Annotated in this window: 15 protein-coding genes; 4 read left to right on the plus strand and 11 right to left on the minus strand. The window is 71.7% G+C overall.

Translation table 11 applies throughout. The annotated features are described in order from the left end of the window. Positions 1-34: 34 nt before the first annotated feature. Together JYJ93_RS18625 and JYJ93_RS18630 are read left to right on the plus strand one after the other, a co-directional pair. Positions 35-922 (plus strand): PhzF family phenazine biosynthesis protein, encoded by an 888-nt coding sequence (locus tag JYJ93_RS18625; RefSeq protein ID WP_206793145.1) that lies wholly within the window; start codon positions 35-37, stop codon positions 920-922. 162 nt (positions 923-1,084) lie between these two features. Then, positions 1,085-1,741, plus strand: a complete 657-nt coding sequence (locus tag JYJ93_RS18630; protein ID WP_206793147.1) for an Hsp20/alpha crystallin family protein — start codon at positions 1,085-1,087, stop codon at positions 1,739-1,741. Between the two features lie 15 nt (positions 1,742-1,756). Here the strand turns inward: JYJ93_RS18630 and JYJ93_RS18635 are convergent, their stop codons facing one another. Genes JYJ93_RS18635 through JYJ93_RS40810 form a run of 3 tightly spaced genes read right to left on the minus strand, consistent with a single transcriptional unit; the run spans position 1,757 to position 3,788 of the window. Beyond that, positions 1,757-2,452 carry a hypothetical protein gene (locus JYJ93_RS18635; RefSeq protein ID WP_206793148.1) on the minus strand — a complete coding sequence of 232 codons (696 nt, stop codon included), beginning with the start codon at positions 2,450-2,452 and terminating at the stop codon, positions 1,757-1,759. After that, positions 2,449-3,114, minus strand: a complete 666-nt coding sequence (locus tag JYJ93_RS18640) for a hypothetical protein (protein ID WP_206793150.1) — start codon at positions 3,112-3,114, stop codon at positions 2,449-2,451. The genes JYJ93_RS18635 and JYJ93_RS18640 overlap by 4 nt, the downstream gene beginning before the upstream one ends. Next, positions 3,111-3,788 carry a Fic family protein gene (locus tag JYJ93_RS40810; RefSeq protein ID WP_206793152.1) on the minus strand — a complete coding sequence of 226 codons (678 nt, stop codon included), beginning with the start codon at positions 3,786-3,788 and terminating at the stop codon, positions 3,111-3,113. The genes JYJ93_RS18640 and JYJ93_RS40810 overlap by 4 nt, the downstream gene beginning before the upstream one ends. 157 nt (positions 3,789-3,945) lie before the next feature. Between JYJ93_RS40810 and JYJ93_RS18650 the strand changes: the two genes are divergently transcribed. Further along, positions 3,946-4,866, plus strand: a complete 921-nt coding sequence (locus JYJ93_RS18650) for a YegS/Rv2252/BmrU family lipid kinase (protein WP_206793154.1) — start codon at positions 3,946-3,948, stop codon at positions 4,864-4,866. On the opposite strand, the gene JYJ93_RS18655 is transcribed toward JYJ93_RS18650, so the two are convergent. From JYJ93_RS18655 to JYJ93_RS18690, 8 genes are all read right to left on the minus strand, one after another. Then, complete coding sequence (locus JYJ93_RS18655) at positions 4,856-5,746, minus strand: protein-glutamate O-methyltransferase CheR (RefSeq protein WP_206793156.1); 891 nt, start codon at positions 5,744-5,746, stop codon at positions 4,856-4,858. The two genes, JYJ93_RS18650 and JYJ93_RS18655, sit on opposite strands and share 11 nt — an antisense overlap. 2 nt (positions 5,747-5,748) lie before the next feature. Next, positions 5,749-6,825, minus strand: coding sequence for a chemotaxis-specific protein-glutamate methyltransferase CheB (gene cheB / locus JYJ93_RS18660; protein ID WP_206793158.1), 1,077 nt, complete (start codon positions 6,823-6,825; stop codon positions 5,749-5,751). Between the two features lie 11 nt (positions 6,826-6,836). Further along, positions 6,837-7,172: an antibiotic biosynthesis monooxygenase family protein gene (locus tag JYJ93_RS18665; protein ID WP_206793160.1), complete on the minus strand. Its 336-nt coding sequence runs from the start codon at positions 7,170-7,172 to the stop codon at positions 6,837-6,839. Between the two features lie 22 nt (positions 7,173-7,194). Further along, the gene (locus JYJ93_RS18670) at positions 7,195-8,724 is read right to left on the minus strand and encodes an AarF/UbiB family protein (protein WP_206793162.1); all 1,530 of its coding nucleotides are present in this window, start codon (positions 8,722-8,724) and stop codon (positions 7,195-7,197) included. A 34-nt stretch (positions 8,725-8,758) separates the two neighbouring features. Beyond that, the gene (locus tag JYJ93_RS18675) at positions 8,759-10,846 is read right to left on the minus strand and encodes a methyl-accepting chemotaxis protein (protein WP_206793164.1); all 2,088 of its coding nucleotides are present in this window, start codon (positions 10,844-10,846) and stop codon (positions 8,759-8,761) included. Continuing rightward, entirely contained in the window at positions 10,846-11,334 is a 489-nt protein-coding gene (locus JYJ93_RS18680) for a chemotaxis protein CheW (RefSeq protein WP_206793166.1), read from the minus strand. Before JYJ93_RS18680 ends, JYJ93_RS18675 begins: the two co-directional genes overlap by 1 nt. Further along, positions 11,331-13,499 (minus strand): chemotaxis protein CheA, encoded by a 2,169-nt coding sequence (locus JYJ93_RS18685; RefSeq protein WP_206793168.1) that lies wholly within the window; start codon positions 13,497-13,499, stop codon positions 11,331-11,333. The genes JYJ93_RS18680 and JYJ93_RS18685 overlap by 4 nt, the downstream gene beginning before the upstream one ends. Before the next feature lie 175 nt (positions 13,500-13,674). Then, positions 13,675-14,598, minus strand: a complete 924-nt coding sequence (locus tag JYJ93_RS18690) for a PAS and helix-turn-helix domain-containing protein (protein WP_206793170.1) — start codon at positions 14,596-14,598, stop codon at positions 13,675-13,677. A 286-nt stretch (positions 14,599-14,884) separates the two neighbouring features. Here JYJ93_RS18690 and JYJ93_RS18695 point away from each other — a divergent pair, with 286 nt between their 5' ends. Continuing rightward, entirely contained in the window at positions 14,885-15,943 is a 1,059-nt protein-coding gene (locus JYJ93_RS18695; protein ID WP_206793172.1) for a DUF72 domain-containing protein, read from the plus strand. Positions 15,944-15,959 lie beyond the last annotated feature (16 nt).

The raw sequence follows: 15,959 nt of genomic DNA on the forward strand, positions 1-15,959 counted from the left end.
TTTCCCAGGCCCTTCTGCTCTCCGGAGTCCGCCCATGCAGGTTCACATCATCGACGCCTTCACCCGCACTGCCGGTGCAGGAAACCGCGCGGGCGTGGTGCTCGACGCCTCGGCGCTGGAGGTCCCCACGATGCAGCGGACCGCCGCGGCCGTCAGCGCGTCGGAGACCGCGTTCCTGCTGTCCCGGCCCGGCGACGCCACCGTGCGCCTGCGCTACTTCACGCCCGTGGACGAGATTCCCTTCTGCGGCCACGCCACGGTGGCCACCTTCCATCTCCTCGCGGAGAAGGGGCTCCTGCGAAGCCCGGGGCAATACACGCTGGAGTGCCCCGGTGGCACGTTCCACATCGAGCTGGAGCCCCAGGGCACGCAGGGGACGCGCGTGTGGATCACCACGCCCCCGCCGCCCGTGCAGCCCAACACCGTGGCGCTGGACGCGCTGATGGCCACGCTGGGCGGGACGGCGTCACAGGTGGACCCGTCGCTGCCGGTGATCCGCCAGGGCCACCGGCTGGTCGTGCCCCTCCGGCGGCTCGCGGACCTGGAAGCGCTGACGCCGCGAGGCGCGGCGATGAACGCGCTGCTGATGCCGCACGGCTTGCGCGGCGTCTACCTCTTCACCCGTGAAGCGAAGGAGGAGGGGAGCGTGGCCCAGGCGCGCTACTTCGTCCCAGGCTTCGGCATCCTGGAGGACCCCGTGACGGGCTCCGCCGCGGGACCGCTCGCGGCCTGGCTCGCCGAGCATGGGAGCCTTCGCCTCCCGGAGCACGGCGGCACGGTGTCGAGCCGCATCGAGCAGGGCGACACGCTCGGCAAGCCGGGCCGCATCGACATCCAGGTCACCGGCCGGCCAGGCCACATCGAGCGCGCCCGCGTCGGCGGGGTGGCCCTCACCGTGATGGACGCCACGCTGCTCGCGTAGCGGCGTTCCCTCGAAGAAGGGGCCCAGGGCTCCGGCGCTCCCGGACCCTTGATGGTCCCGCCACGCACCTCCAGGTTTGGAGTTGGGATGATTCCATCCCCGCTCAATGACCGGTGCGGTCCGGCGGCCGGGCGCCAGCCGGCTCCACCGGGGGAGGATGTCATGGCAACCGACAACAGGAACCCAGGCGCGCAGGGGGAGCCCTCCTCGCCCGCGGTGAAGAAAGCCCAGGCCGACGCGCAGGGCATCACCTCGCAGGGACAGGAGCCCAGGACGGGCGCTGGCATCGCCCGCGCACCCGCCATTGGCCGGGAGATCGCGCCGCTGAGCCCGTTCGGACTGTTGCGCCGGATGCTGGAGGACATGGACCAGCTCGTCACCGGCAAGGGAGGCCGGGGCCTCACCGCCCGGAGCAGCGGCGTGCTGGACGAGGGGCTCTGGTCGCCGCAGGTGGACGTGCTGGAGCGGAACGGAAACCTCATCGTGAAGGCCGACCTGCCGGGAATGAAGCAGGAGGACATCCTCGTCGAGTTGCAGCCGGACCTGCTCATCATCGAAGGCGAACGTTCCTTCGAACGGGAAGAGGAAGAGGAGGCCGAAGGCGTCTGGAGCCTGGAGCGCAGCACCGGGCTGTTCCGCCGCGCCATTCCGCTTCCGGAAGGCATCGACACGGAGTCGGTCCAGGCGAACTTCGAGAACGGTGTCCTGGAGGTCTCCCTGAAGCTCCCGGAGGCGCTGCCCCAGGGCAAGCGCATCGAGGTGAAGGGAGGCTCCGGCGAGCATGCCCGCCGGATGACGCGCGGGAAGCCCATCCACTGAGGGGGGGCGCTCGCGTCAGTGCGTGTGGCGGCGGCCCTCGTCCTCCACGACGGCCGCTGCCACCTTCTCCGCCGAGCCGCGCAGCTCCGGCTCGGAAGGCGAGTGCCAGGACTCGAAGGCGAACAGCTTCCGCATCAGCTTCCCGGCCTGATAGCCCGGGCGCAGCCCGATGGCGTCGAACATCCAGGCCAGCGCCTGGTCCGCGAAGGTGGACCAGGCCTCCTCGCAGCCCGTGGCGTCCATGGTGAGGTTCATCGTGGTGACGATTCCATCCGCCAGGGCCAGCATCCGGATGTCATGGTCATCCGGGCCCGAGGGCAAATCCCGCTTCAGCGCCTGGAAGTGGGCCTCCAGCTTGAACAGCCATTCGCGGGACCGCTCCAGCGCGTCGACCATGAGCTGGATGTTGTATTCCACGCTCATGTTCGGGGTGGGCTTCTGCCGGAAGAAGCGGTGGCACCAGCAGTAGCCGCCGAAGCTCTCATTGCCCAGATACAACCCTGTCTCCGTGTACCAGGGCCCCAGGTTCTGGTTGAGCATCCGCTGGATGTGTTTCGCCATCGTGTCGTGCTGCTCGTCCGTGAGCTTGCGCGTCCCCGGAGGCACGCGCGGCGTCAGGTACTCGCGCAGCATCCGGATGAGCTTCTCCGGTTCGTACCCCTCCAGGCTGTCGCGGATGCGCGGCCAGTGCCCCAGGGCCGACCGGCTCATACGGCCACCGCCGCCACCCGCGCCGCCGCGTCCCGGAGGGCGTCCGGAGGAGGCGCGATCCACGACGTGAAGACGAAGGCGGTGTCCAACTGCTCCTGCGTGGCCTCCGACAAGGGCAGTCCCATCGCCTCGATGCACCACGTCATGGCGTCCTGCGCGACCTGGTACCAGGTCTCCTCGCAGGACGTCGTCTCCGCCGTCAGGTCCACGGTCCGCACCAGCCCTTCCGCGAGCGCCTTCGCCCGGAGCGCCCTGTCGTCAGCGGCCGCTTCAAGCTGACGGCGCGAGGCCTGATACACGCCGTCCAGCGCGTACAGGAACGAACGGATCCGCTCCAGCGCGTCCAGCATGAGCTGGATGTTCTCATCCACATCCATCGTCCGATGCGGCGGGTTCTGGTTGAAGAACGAGTGGCACCAGCAATAGCCCCCCAGCACTTCATTGCCCAGGGGCAGACCACTCTCGATGTACCAGGGCCCCAGTTCGGCCTGGAGCAGGTCCTGCACGGCGTTCTTCGCCTGCTTGAGCCGGCTGGCGTGGATGCTGCCGGCCCGCAGGGGGGCCAGGGCCTCCCTCAGCCGGGATGCCAGCGATTGCGGTGAATAGGCATCCAGGCTGTCGCGGATGCGGCGCCACGTGAAAGCCGAAGCATTGCTGCTCATTCGGGCACCTCGTTGCGGCACGGGGCGTCCGGCCCCGCGATGGTCCGGGCCAGCAGCCTCGCCAGCCGCGTGTAGTTCACCGTGTCTCCCGGGTGCTTGGGCCACAGCACCACGGGCGCCAGCGGAGGCGTGGGCACCTGTCCCCGGCGCAGCATGTATTCCAGCCACAGCCGCGCCGCGCGGGCGTTGCCGTCCGGGAAGGGGTGGAAGAAGCACAGGTCCAGGTACAACCGCGTGGCATGTGCCACCGGGTGACGCGCTTCCCCCGCGTCCGCTTCCACCTTGTCGCGGAAGGCCGCCTCCAGGCCGGGCTCGTGCGCGTAGCGGTGCGCGCCACCCCACGCGAAGGCGTCCCCGGTGCGGAAGCCCGTGGGGCCGCCCAGGAGCTCCGACTGGACCTCCACCATCCGGGCGAAGGTCAGCGGCTCGCCCGCGTCCGCGAGCTGGCGCACCCGGGCCAGGGCCCGCTCGAAGCGCTCCGTCCGCGCCGGCCCCTGGACTTCATGGGCCGGTGCGTCATGCCGGTGCAGGAAGTCCTCCTGGGCGCCCGTCTCCCGGAAGGGCTGCCGCGCCGCCGCCGCCAGGTCCGCCCGGAGCGCGGGCAGCGCCCAGTCCAGGGCGCGCGTGGCCTCCCGGTGGGGCGCGAGCTGCTCGGTGGGGGACGGGGCTTTCACTCGGGGTCCGGGACGAAAACAGGGGCGGAGAGCCCAGCATGGACGGGGCCGGGTGACAAACACCCCGGGCACGGAGGCCCTCCCGTGGGTCATGGAGTGGAGCCTGGGCCCACAATTGCGTAAACAGGCCGTTCTGGCAGCAGGGAGAAGGCACTGAATGAAGACGTTCCTCGTGGTCAACCCGCGCAGCGCCAACGGGCAGACGGGGAAGCGATGGGTGGAGATCTCCGCGCAGGTGGGCAAGGTGCTCGGTGACTTCGGGTACGGCTTCACCAGCGGCGGCATGGATGCGGCGCGTCTGGCGCAGCAGGCCATCGACGACGGCTATGAGTGCATCGTCGCGGTGGGCGGCGACGGCACCCTCAACGAGGTCACCAACGGCTTCTTCCGCGACGGACAGGTCATCAACCCCCGGGCCACGCTGGGCCTGTTGCCCCGAGGCACGGGCGGCGACTTCCGCCGCACCTTCGGCTGGGACCTGGAGCTGACGTCCGCGCTGGAGCGCCTGCGCACGGAGGCGACGGAGCCCTTCGACGTGGGGCGGCTGGAGTTCACGGACAACGACGGCAAGCCCGCCACGCGCTTCTTCGCCAACATCGCCTCGTTCGGCGTGAGCGCGGTGGTGGCCCGCGAGGTGAACCAGGGCAGCAAGGCGCTGGGCGGCAACCTGAGCTTCATGTGGGGCACCGTGAAGGGCCTCATCAAGTACCAGGAGCAGCAGGTGCGCCTCACGGTGGACGGCGGCGAGCCGGAGACGGTGAGCGTCACCGCGGTGGCCGTGGCCAATGGCCGCTACTTCGGCAGCGGCATGTTCGTGGCGCCGGAGGCGGTGACGCACGACGGCCTCTTCGACGTCACCATCTGGTCCAACTACGGCCTGTCCGACTTCGTCCTCAAGTCCAAGGGCGTCTACAACGGCGATCACGTCACGTGGAAGGGCACGCGGCGGCTGCGCTGCCGCACGATCCACGCGGAGCCGCTGACGGGCGACGTGTTCCTGGACGTGGACGGCGAGACGCCGGGCCGGCTGCCCTGCACCATGACGCTGCTCCCGGGCGCCATCCGCCTCAAGGTGTAGCGCCGGAGCGGGGCGAGCGCCGCGCTTCCTCCACGGCCGCGCCGACGCCTTGGGACGCGGGCGTGGGGCGGTACCAGCTCGTCTGTCCCATCAGGTGCCGCGTGAAGCCGTCCTCCATCAGGGGCGAGGCCTCCGCGGCGCCCAGCACCAGGTAGCTGTCCGCGTGGAGCATCCGCCGCACGCGGGCGAGCACCGCGCGCCGGGTGGGCACGTCCCAGTAGATCATCACGTTGCGCAGGAAGACGAGGTCCACGGGCGCTTCCAGCGGGAAGTCGTCCATCAGGTTGAGCGGCCGGAACTCCACCGGCCTGCGCACGTGTTCGTTCAGCCGCCACCCGTCGCGCTCCTGGCGGAAGTAGCGCTGGCGCAGCTCGGGCGTCAGGCCGCGGTGGATCTCCTTCGCGTCGTAGCGGGCCTCGCAGGCACGGACGATGGCGCGGGTGGAGAAGTCGGTGGCGAGGATGCGCACCGTCCATCCGGTGATGAGCAGCCCGGCCTCCGCCAGCGTCATCGCGATGCTGTAGGGCTCCTGGCCGTAGGCGCACGCCGCGCACCAGATGCGCAGCGTCCGCGTGCGGGCGCGCCTGGCCAGCAGGCCCGGCAGCACCGTGGTGCGCAGGGCCTCGAAGACGGGCGCGTCGCGGAAGAAGGCCGTCTCGTGGTTGGCCAGCGCCTCCGCCAGGCGCTGGTGCAGCGGACTGCCCTCCGGCTGCGAGCGCAGCCGCGCGACCAGGGCGGAGAGGTCCGGCAGCCGCTCCTCGCGCATGAGGGGCGTGAGCCGCGTCTCCACCAGCGCGGACGTGTCGGGCTCCAGCACGAGCCCGGAGCGGCGCAGCACGCGCTGCCGCAGGTAGGCGAAGTCGTCGGGAAGCAGGGACATTCTCAGGTCCTCCGTCCGCGCGCATCCACGCGCCGCGCCAGCTCCAGGGCCAGCGCGTCCAGGGGCACCACGGCATCCGCGAGCCCCGCCTGTTCCACCGAGCCCGGCATGCTGCCGACGACGCAGCTGGCCTGGTCCTGCACCACCACCTGTCCGCCTGCTTCAATCACCCGCCGGCAGCCGCGCAGCCCGTCCTGGCCCATGCCGGTGAGCACCGCCGCCAGCACCCCCGCGCCGTACACCTCCGCCGCGGAGCGGAAGAGCAGGTCCACCGCCGGGCGGCACGCGTTCTCCGCCGGCCCCTGGTGCGTGAGCAGCCGCACGCCCGTCGCGTCCCGGCACACGGCCAGATGGAAGTCGCCGGGAGCGACCCACACCTCGCCCGCCTGCACGCAGGCGCCCGTCACCGCCTCGCGCACGGTGAGCGGCGTCACGCCCTGCAATCGCTCCGCGAGCAGCCGGGTGAAGAGGGGCGGCATGTGCTGCACGATGAACACCGGCACCGGCAGGTCCGCGGGCAGCGCGGACACCAGGCGCACCAGCGCGCCCGGGCCTCCCGTGGATGCACCGATGACGATGGCCTCCACCCGCGCGGGCGTTCGCGGCCGGGACGGGGGCTCGCGCGTCACCGGAGCCGGAGCGGGTGACGGTGCCGGCGTGGTGGTCGGCATGCGCACGTTCAGCGCCTTGAGCTTGCGCACCAGCTCATCCCGCACGGCCTCCACGGTGATGTTCATCCCGCCCGCGGATGTGGGCTTCGTCACGTAGTCGCGAGCCCCCAGCGCGAGCGCCTCCAGGGTCAGCAGGCCCCCGCGTTCGGTGAGCGCGCTGAACATCACCACGGGCAGCTCCGGGGCGCGCTGGCGCAAAAGCTTCAGCGTCTCCAGCCCGTCCAGCTCCGGCATCTCCAGGTCCAGCAGCACGACGTCCGGCTGGAACTGCTCCACCTTCGCCAGGGCGATGCGGCCATTGGGCGCGGTGGCGACGACCTCCAGGCCCGGCGCCGCGCCCAGCAGCAGCGACACCTGTCGCCGCACCACGGCCGCGTCGTCCACCACCAGGACCCGGATGGCGTTCATTCGCACCCGCTTCACCGCACCGCGTGCGCGACCGGGCAGCGGCCCATGGGTGCACCGGAGGCCCTGTCGCCATACACCTCGTGGCGCGGCCGGCTCGCGAGGATGGCGCTGGCGCCCCAGTCCGTCACGCGGTGGAAGGCCTCGGACGCGACGAAGGCGTCGAAGCCCTCGCGGCTGTGCCACTCGGAGACGATGAGGTAGCGCCCCGGCGCTGCCACGCTCTTGAACAGCTCCGTGTGCACGTGCGCCGGAAGCGTGCGCATCGCCTCCAGCACGAGTGCGAACTTCCGCTCGAAGGCGTCCGCCTTGCCCTCACGCACTTCGTAATTCATGCCGATGGTGACCATCCGTCACCTCCTTGTCCGCAGTTCATTCGAGCCAGACCCGGACACGCCGGGGGCCCTCATCCAGGTGGAACAGCTCCGATGGCCGCAGCCCCGCCGCGACCGCCGCGATCCCAATGGCCGCTGGATCCACGCCCCGAGCCGCCAGCTTTCCGGGCAGGTCCTCCGGCAGCAGGTCCTCCAGGTGCGCCGTCACGTCCGCGCGGAAGGTCAGCGCGACGCGCGTGCGCCCGGCTTCCGTCACCTGGACCTTCAGGTAGCGTGCGGTGCCCTCCGCCCGCGTTTCCGATGATGACGGCGGAGGCGGCAGTGACGGGGCGCGGGCCTCGTCCAGGAGTGGTCCCCAGGCGATGGGCGCATCCAGCACGTCCAGGTGGCGCACCAGCCCGTGGAACGCGCGCAGGACGAACAGGAGCGACGCGGGCCCCGCCGCGCGGAAGTTCCAGCGGTGCGGCCCCAATGCTTCCGTCAGCCGCTCGCCCAGCCGCCAGCTTCTCGCGTGGAAGGGACGGTCCAGCAGGAAGGGCTCCAGCAGCACGCGGCTGACCGCGGGCAGCGCCTCCGCCATGGGCTCCAGGAGCTCCGGCGCGAAGCCCAGCATCACCCACGCGGACAGGAGCTGCTCCGGGCTCGGTGGCGTGCCCGGGCACTTGAGGAGCGAAATCAACCGCCCCAGCCCCACGGCCAGCTCCGGCGGCAGTGGCTTCACGCAGCCGAAGTCGAGCACGCCCAGCACGGGCTTGCCGTCTGGTCCCCGCGACACGCGGTAGTTGCCCGGGTGCGGATCCGCGTGGAGCGCGCCCCAGGTGAAGCACCCGTGGAGGAACAGCCGCACCAGCGTCGTGGACAGCGCGCGGCGGTCCGCTTCGCTCCAGCGCCAGCCCTCCGCGAGCGACGCGCCCTCCACCCAGGTCATCACCAGCAGGTCTTCCCGCGTGTGCGCGTCCACGGGCACGGGGACGACGACGCCCGGCACGTCCGCCATGCGCGTGTTCGCGTCCCACAGGGCCTGGGCCTCGTGGTGGTAGTCCAGCTCGCCCTGGAGCATGTGGGCCAGCTCATGGCGGTACGCGGACAGGTCCAGCCTCCCGCGCCAGCCCCCCAGCGGCGCGGCCAGCCACCCCAGCGCGCGCAGATCATCCCGCAGGGCCTCCGCGATGCCCGGGTGCCGCAGCTTCACGGCCACGGCGCGCCCGTCATGCAGCACGCCCCGGTGCACCTGGCCCAGCGACGCGGAGATGCCCGCGCCGTCCAGCGACTGGAACACCTCCCGCCACGGACGGCCCAACCGGCGCGACACCTCCGTCAGCGCGGCCTCCGGAGCGAGCGGGGAGGGCGCCTCCGCGAGCGAACCGAACCCCGGCGTATCCGCGCCCAGCTCCGCGAGCGTGAGCACCTGGCCCACCTTCTGGGGCAGCCCGCGCAGGCCCAACAACCGCTGGGCCAGCTCGTGCCGCGCGCGCTCCGTGTCCTGGGGCCGGGACACCCGCTTCAGGCGCGTGGAGGCACGGGCCACCTGGCCCAGATCCCACCAGCGTTTCAATCCGGTTCGCATGTGCCGTGGCTCCGAGGGCCTGGTGCCGCCCGCGCTACTTCGTCCGCGCCGGCTTGTCGGACGTGTCCACCTGCACGACCAGCCGTTGCAGCGACTGCGCCATGTGGGCCAGCTCCACCGCCGAGCGCTGCGTGCTGCCCGCGCCCTCGGTGGTGCTGCGCGCGGCCTCCGCGACGGCGGCCATGTTGTCGGAGATCTGCTGGCTGCCCTTGGCGGCCTCGCCCACGTTGCGGAGGATCTCCCCCGCGGTGGCCGTCTGCTCCTCCACGGAGGAGGCGATGGACGTCTGCAGCTCGTTGATGCGGCCGATGGTGGCGCCGATCTCCAGGATGGCGTTGACCACCTCCTCGGTGTCGCCCTGGATGGTGCCGATCTTCTGGCCGATGTCCTCCGTGGCGCGGGCCGTCTCGCGCGCCAGTTCCTTCACCTCGTTGGCCACCACCGCGAAGCCCCGGCCCGCCTCACCGGCGCGCGCCGCCTCGATGGTCGCGTTGAGCGCCAGCAGGTTCGTCTGCTGCGCGATGGAGGTGATGACCTTGATGACCTTGCCGATCTCCTGGCTGCTCGTGCCCAGTTTGCCGACGACGCTGGACGTGGAGTCCGCGAGCTTCACCGCGGACGCGGCCACCTTGGCGGCGGTGCTCGCGTTGCGCGCCACCTCGCGGATGTTCGCGTTGACCTCCTCCATGCCGGACGCGACGCTCTGCACGTTGCGGCTGACCTGTTCGGCGCCGGCGGACACCTGGGTGGCTTGCGCCGCGGTCTCCTGCGCGTTGCTCACCATCTGCTGGCTGACGCTGGACAGCTCCTGCGACGACGCGGCGAGCGTCTGCGAGTGCTGCATCACCTCCTGGAAGACCCCGCGCAGGGTGGCGTCCAGCTCCTTCTCTCGCTGCTGCACGGCGAGCTTCTCCGTGATCAGCTCCCACGTCACCATGGGGCCCAGGTAGCGGCCCTGGCCGTCGTACACCGCCGTCACCAGCAGGTCCGCGGTCTCCGGGCCAATGGGGATGTTCGCGCGCACCGGCAGGTTCTTGTCGTTGGACAGGATCTTCCGCTGGTAGGTCACGTCCCGGTGGAAGACGTCGATGTGCGAGCCCAGCACCCGGTCCGCGGCGACGGGCAGGTGCTTCTCCACGCGCTGCAACAGCCGGCGCGAGGCGGGGTTCAGGTAGACGATCTTCAGGTCCAGATCGGCCACCATCACGCAGGTGGGCGCGTTCTCCATCATGGCCCTGAGGCGCGCCAGCTCCGTGTCCGCGCGCTGCTGATCCGTGACGTCCGTCCACGTCACCACGTAGCCGGTGAGCGCTCCGCTCCGGCCGGAGATGCCGTCGATGCGCGCCTTGAGCAGCGTGGGGCCCACCGCGAAGTGGGCCTCGTGCGGCAGCGACGCCGGGTCGCTCAGCCGCTCCTCCTCCAGCCGCAGCTGATGCTCGAAGTGGGCGAGGAAGTCGCTCCCCACGTCCCCCGAGCCGTCGCGGAAGGCGGCCGTCTGCCCGATGCGCTCGATGGCCTCCGAGGAGGCCGCGTTCGAGAAGACGATGGCCAGGTCCGCGTCCAGCACGAACAGGTTGACCCGCGCCGCGTCCAGCACCGCCTCGTTCAGGGCCCCACCGAGCGGCGTGGGCGCGCGGCGGGAGGACCGGGCAGCGGGCGCGGACGCCGCGGCGACCCGGCGTCCCTCCGTGCGGGAGGCACGCGCCGGAGCGCGCTTCACAGCGGTGGTCCGGGAGGCGGCCTTCGCCACGCTGTCGTCCCGCGACGTGCCCATGGCGGCCAGCACCTCGCGAGCGACAGGGCCCGGCACGTCCAGCTCATCCAGCACGCTGGCCAGGTGTTCAACGACGCGCCCGAAGTGATGGGGCTTGAGCTCCATGCCCGCGTGCACGTCGCGCATCGACGGGCCCTTGTAGATGCCCGGCCCTCTCAGGAAGCGGGTGAGGAACGCGACCATCTGGCGCTGCAGCTCGACCATGTCCACGCCGCGGAAGTGGGGCTTGAGCAGCGCGTCCGTCATCACCCGCGCGTAGAGCTTCTGCACGGCGGCCGTCAGGGGGGCCTTGCCGCCCAGGCGCTGGAAGGGGGTGGTTTTCACGGCGGGCGCGGTCGGGCGGGCCATCAGCGGGACTCCTGGGGAAGCACGGGGAAGGAAGGGGAGGCGGGAGCGCTGGACGCGGGCGAGAGGCCGTCCACCACCGCGTCCGCGGACAACACGAGCAGCAGCCGGTCCGGCAGCGCATGGACACCCAACAGCAGCGAGCGCAGCGGCCCGCGCAGGTTGTCCGGCAGCGGCGCCAGGTCCGACTTCTCGAAGGGGAGGATGTCGCCAATGGCGTCCACGCGAAGGCTCACCGCGCCGTCGTCGCCGCGCAGGACGACGTGGGGCGCGTCCGCGGGGGCGGTGCCTTCAGGCAGGTCCAGGCGGCGGCGCAGGTCGATGGCGGGGACGATCTGCCCGCGCAGGTTGAGCAGCCCCGCCACCTCCGAGGGAGCGCCAGGGACGCGCGTGAGCGGGGGCGGCAGCAGGATTTCCTGCACCCGCTCGATGTCCAGGCCGAACAGGTGGTCGCCCACCTGGAACGAGCACAGCTGGCGGAAGCCGCTCATGGCGCACCGCCTGTCAGCAGCTCCGGGTGCACGGCGCGCACGGTGCCCTCCACGTCCAGGAACTCGGTGGCCCGGGCCTGCACCACCATGGAGCCCAGCACGCCCGGACGGCGCGTCTCCCGCTGGAGCGCGAGCTCCACCTCCGCGACGTCGAGGATGGCGTCCACCACCAGCCCCACGCGCGTGTCCGCGTGCTGGGTGACGACGACGGACAGCGACTCGCCCAGGGCGACATGAAGGTTCCGCGCCATCCGCTCCGTCGCGCCGGGCCTCGCCTCCAGCACGGAGGCCACGCGCACCAGCGGCAGCAGCTGCCCGTGGTAGCGCGCCATCTCCATGCCGCCGCTCAGCCGCTCCACGTCCGACGCGGGCAGCTCCTCCAGCCGGGCCACGCGAGACAGGGGAATGGCCACGCGGCCCTCCGCGCCCGTGCGGCACAGCAGCACGCGCTCGCGCGGCTCTTCCGGGGCAGGCAGCTCCGGAGCGGCCTCCGGGATGACGACCGGGGCCTGCGCCTCGGTGACGGTGCCCACGCGGCGGCCCAGGCCCATGGCGTCCAGGATGAGCGCCACGCGCCCGTCGCCCAGCACCGTCGCCCCCGCGTAGCAGGCCAGCCCCTTCAGGTGCTTCCACAGCGGCTTGACGACGATCTCCTCCGTGTCGTGGATGGCGTCCACCCAAAGCCCGAAGGTGCGCTCGCCGGCTTGCAACACGACGACGGTGGCGCCCTCGTCCAGGTCCGGCATCGCCGGCCCCACGCCCAGCTCGGCGGCGAGCACCACCAGCGGCAGCAGCTCCCCTCGCAGCCGCAGGACGCACGCGCCCTGGATGCGGGTGATGTCCTTGCGCGCCTGGGCCGGCTCCAGGAACACCACCTCCCGAAGAGAGGCCTGCGGCAGCGCGTAGCGGTCGCCCCGGCAGGTCACGAGCAGCGCCGGGATGATGGCCAGCGTGAGGGGGATCTTCAGGGTGAACGTCGTGCCCTGGCCGGGCCGGCTGTGCACCTCCACGGTGCCGCCAATGCGCTCCACCTGCGAGCGCACCACGTCCATGCCCACGCCCCGGCCGGACAGCGACGTGACGCGCTCCGCGGTGCTGAAGCCCGGCATGAAGATGAGCATCCGCGCGTCCGCGTCCGGCAGCCGCGCCGCCTGGTCGGCCGTGAGCAGGCCCCGCTGCACCGCGACCTGCCGCACGCGCTCCACGTCGATGCCCGCGCCATCGTCGGACATGCCCAGGTGCACGAGCCCGCCCTCATGCGACGCGCTCAGCGTCAGGCACCCCACGGGCGGCTTGCCCGCGGCGCGGCGCTGCTCGGGCGTCTCCACGCCGTGGTCCACGGCGTTGCGCAAGAGGTGGGTGAGCGGATCGTGCAGCGCCTCCACCAGCGTCTTGTCCAGCTCCGTGTCCGCGCCCTGCAACCGCAGCCGCACCTGCTTGCCGCACCCGTGCGCCAGCTCCCGCACCAGCCGGGGGAAGCGGTTCCACACCTGGCCCACGGGCTGGAGCCGCGTCTTCATCACCACCTGCTGCACCTGCGTGGTGACGACGTCCAACCTCTGCGACGCGGTCGTCAGGTCCGCGCCCGGCGTGGGCGAGGCCGCGCACTGGAGGATGCGGTTGCGCGCCAGCACCAGCTCGCCCATCAGGTTCATCAACCGGTCCAGCAGCGCCACGTCCACGCGCAGCTTCGAGTCCACCCCGGTCGCGGCGCCGCGCCAGGGCAGGGCGCCCGGAGGCGTCAGGGGCTCGTGCACCTCCTGTGGCGCCACGCCCGCCGCCGCGCCCGCCATGCGCGCGAGCAGCGCCGAGTGGTCCACCGCGGGCTCCAGCCCCGTCGCCTCGATGTGCTCCAGCGTCCCTCGCGCCGCGTCCGCCGCTGCCAGCAGCGTGGACACGCGCTCGCGGTCCAGCACCAGGCGCCGGTCGCGCGCCAGGCCGAGCATCTCCTCGGCGGCGTGCATCAGCGCCTCCAGGCGGCTGAAGCCCAGGAAGCCGCAGGTGCCCTTCACGGTGTGCAAAGCCCGGAACAGCTGCGCCAGCAACGGCTGCGAGCCCGGCTGCGCCTCCAGCTCCAGCACCGTCGCTTCAATGCTCTGCACATGCTCGCGGGACTCGAGCAGGAACTCCCGCATCACGTCGTCCCAGCCCGGAGTGTCACCCACGGACAGGACGCCCTTGGACAAAAGTCCAAACGGACTGTATGTGTTTGATGAGACGGAATTGACCGGCGCTGCCCATGGGCAACGGCCCCCCCGACCCACAAGACTCCGGAGTCGAAGGCCCAGCATCCTCCAACGTCAACGGCCTGAAAGCTGTCCCGGAGGGAAGGTGCCCTGGTCAGAAGAACAGGCGGAGCAGGTCGTAGCGCGTCTCCGCTCCCAGCTTCCGGAGCAGGTTGGCCTGGTGGAATTTCACCGTGCGCTCGGTAATCCCTAACACGGTCGAGATGTCGGTGGGGGAGCGGCCGAGCGCGAGATATCGCAACACATCGCCTTCCCGTTCGGACAGCCGCGCGGCGTGGGCCATGCGCCGCACCTTCGCCTCGAAGAGGCCGCTGAGGGTCTCATCCCCGATGGTGTGCACGCTGATGCGCGCGGTGCCGGCGCCCGTGGGCGTGGCGGTGACGACCTCGTAGCCCTCGGCGAGCTCGGAGGCCTGCCGCACGATGGTGTGCGGCCAGGAGGCCGGCGCCGCCGCCGTCAACGGGCAGTCCAGACAGGGCGCGTCGCGGTGCGCGAAGGCGCCGAAGCAATGCCGGCCCACCATCTCCTCCTGCCGCGCCTCTCCGGACGTCCACACCGCCTTGAGCGTCCCGAACGACGACAGCTCGGTGGAGATTTCGTAGCTCAGGTCCCGGTGGGACCCCTGGGCCCGGACCGCCTCCGGGGCGGCGGTGCGCTCGGGGACGGAGCGGGGCGCGGAGGCGCGGGTGACAATGGCCACCAGCCGAAGGGGAGGGCGGCCCACGGCGGCCACGTCCAGCTCCACCGACAGCCGCTCGCCATCGCGCGTGAGCACCTCCGTCTCCAGCCGGGTCTCGGCGCTGGTGAAGATGGCCCGCAGCGCCTGTCCCACCTCGCGCCCATGCTCGAGGGGCGTGCAGACATCCGTCCAGCGGCGCCCCAACAACTCCTCACGGGGCCGGCCCAGCAGCGACGTGAACGCGCCGTTCGCCAGCTCGATACGGCCGCGCCGGTCCATCACGACGATGGGACGTGTGTCCCGCTCCGCGAGCAGCGATGCGGTCAACGACCAGTCCATGAGGCCCCCCGGCCGTTGCAACCCCGCTCAAGCTTTACACGGGTAGTGCTGAATTCCTCGGTTTGAATAGCTTACCGCGAGGCGACTGCGTTTGCATTTGGACAGAGGTCCAATCACATACCGTGGTGATGGGCAGAGGACTGTCCGTGCGTGGCCGCCCGCCTGGGGGGCGTGCCGGAAACCTGGAACGTCTCCCTGAATCGGGGCAACCTGCTGCATCGCCTGGGCCTGGGGATTACTCCCAGGGCTTCCCCGCCGTCCCCTCCGTGGGAGAGGAGCTGCACGCATGAGCGCACCGCGACGACCCGCGCAGTTCGACCTCTTCACCGGCGCGGTGGAGGAGCCCCCGGCGTCATCGCGGCGCAGGACCCAGCCGGTGGGGCCCGCCGAACCCTCCGACAGCCTGCGCCTGCTGGGCGAGCAGCTCCCACGCGGCGTCTACCTGGGCACGTCGTCGTGGACCTTCCCGGGGTGGAACGGGCTCGTCTACGACCATGAAGCCAGCACGACCCAGCTGGCGCGCGAGGGCCTGGCCGCCTACGCGCACCACCCGGTGCTGCGCACGGTGGGCATCGACCGGACCTTCTACGCGCCGGTGCCGGCCACCACCTTCGCCGAGTACGCCCAGCAGGTGCCGGACGGCTTCCGCTTCCTGGTGAAGGCGCACGAGGCCTGCACGCTGGCGCGCTTTCCCGTGCACGAGCGGTACGGCGCGCACCGGGGGCAGGTGAATGACCGCTTCCTCCAGGCGGCCTACGCCGTGGACCACGTGGTGGCGCCCTTCCTGGAGGGGCTCGGCGACAAGGCCGGGCCGCTCGTCTTCCAGTTCCCGCCGCAGGACCCCGCGGCGCTCGGCGGCGCGGGCCGCTTCGTGGAGCGGCTGCACGCGTTCTTCTCGGCGCTGCCCAAAGGGCCGCTGTACGCGGTGGAGGTGCGCAACGAGGAGCTGCTCACGGAAGGCTTCGCCCAGGCGCTCGCGGACACGGGCGTGAGCCCGGTGCTCGCGGTGTGGGCCCACATGCCGCCCGTCGCGCGGCAGGCGAAGCTCACGCGCGCCTTCGAGGCCCGCGCCGTGGTGGTGCGCTGGATGCTGCCGCCGAACCTGGGCTACGAGGAGGCCTACGCCCGCTACGCGCCCTTCAACCGGCTGGTGGACGAGGACATGGGCACCCGCGACGTGCTGGCCCGCGTGTGCATGGCCGCGGTGCGGCGCGACCGCCCCGTCTTCGTGACCATCAACAACAAGGCGGAAGGCAGCGCCCCCCTGTCCGCCGTCCGGCTCGCCGAACGCGTCGTGTCACACAAGGAGGAGGGCGGCCAGCGAGGCGCCGTTCACGCAACATGACTTGCGCGCGAGCACG

Source organism: Corallococcus sp. NCSPR001, from assembly GCF_017309135.1.
In the GTDB taxonomy this organism is placed as follows: Bacteria; Myxococcota; Myxococcia; order Myxococcales; family Myxococcaceae; genus Corallococcus.

Bases quoted from the DNA above. Each gene is read 5' to 3' on its own strand.
- JYJ93_RS18670 (WP_206793162.1), bottom strand. From the start codon at position 8,724: ATGCGAACCGGATTGAAACGCTGGTGGGATCTGGGCCAGGTGGCCCGT.
- JYJ93_RS18655 (WP_206793156.1), bottom strand. From the start codon at position 5,746: ATGTCCCTGCTTCCCGACGACTTCGCCTACCTGCGGCAGCGCGTGCTG.
- JYJ93_RS18640 (WP_206793150.1), bottom strand. From the start codon at position 3,114: ATGAGCAGCAATGCTTCGGCTTTCACGTGGCGCCGCATCCGCGACAGC.
- JYJ93_RS18625 (WP_206793145.1), top strand. From the start codon at position 35: ATGCAGGTTCACATCATCGACGCCTTCACCCGCACTGCCGGTGCAGGA.
- JYJ93_RS18690 (WP_206793170.1), bottom strand. From the start codon at position 14,598: ATGGACTGGTCGTTGACCGCATCGCTGCTCGCGGAGCGGGACACACGT.
- JYJ93_RS18630 (WP_206793147.1), top strand. From the start codon at position 1,085: ATGGCAACCGACAACAGGAACCCAGGCGCGCAGGGGGAGCCCTCCTCG.
- JYJ93_RS18680 (WP_206793166.1), bottom strand. From the start codon at position 11,334: ATGAGCGGCTTCCGCCAGCTGTGCTCGTTCCAGGTGGGCGACCACCTG.
- cheB (WP_206793158.1), bottom strand. From the start codon at position 6,825: ATGAACGCCATCCGGGTCCTGGTGGTGGACGACGCGGCCGTGGTGCGG.
- JYJ93_RS18650 (WP_206793154.1), top strand. From the start codon at position 3,946: ATGAAGACGTTCCTCGTGGTCAACCCGCGCAGCGCCAACGGGCAGACG.
- JYJ93_RS18695 (WP_206793172.1), top strand. From the start codon at position 14,885: ATGAGCGCACCGCGACGACCCGCGCAGTTCGACCTCTTCACCGGCGCG.
- JYJ93_RS18675 (WP_206793164.1), bottom strand. From the start codon at position 10,846: ATGGCCCGCCCGACCGCGCCCGCCGTGAAAACCACCCCCTTCCAGCGC.
- JYJ93_RS18635 (WP_206793148.1), bottom strand. From the start codon at position 2,452: ATGAGCCGGTCGGCCCTGGGGCACTGGCCGCGCATCCGCGACAGCCTG.
- JYJ93_RS18665 (WP_206793160.1), bottom strand. From the start codon at position 7,172: ATGGTCACCATCGGCATGAATTACGAAGTGCGTGAGGGCAAGGCGGAC.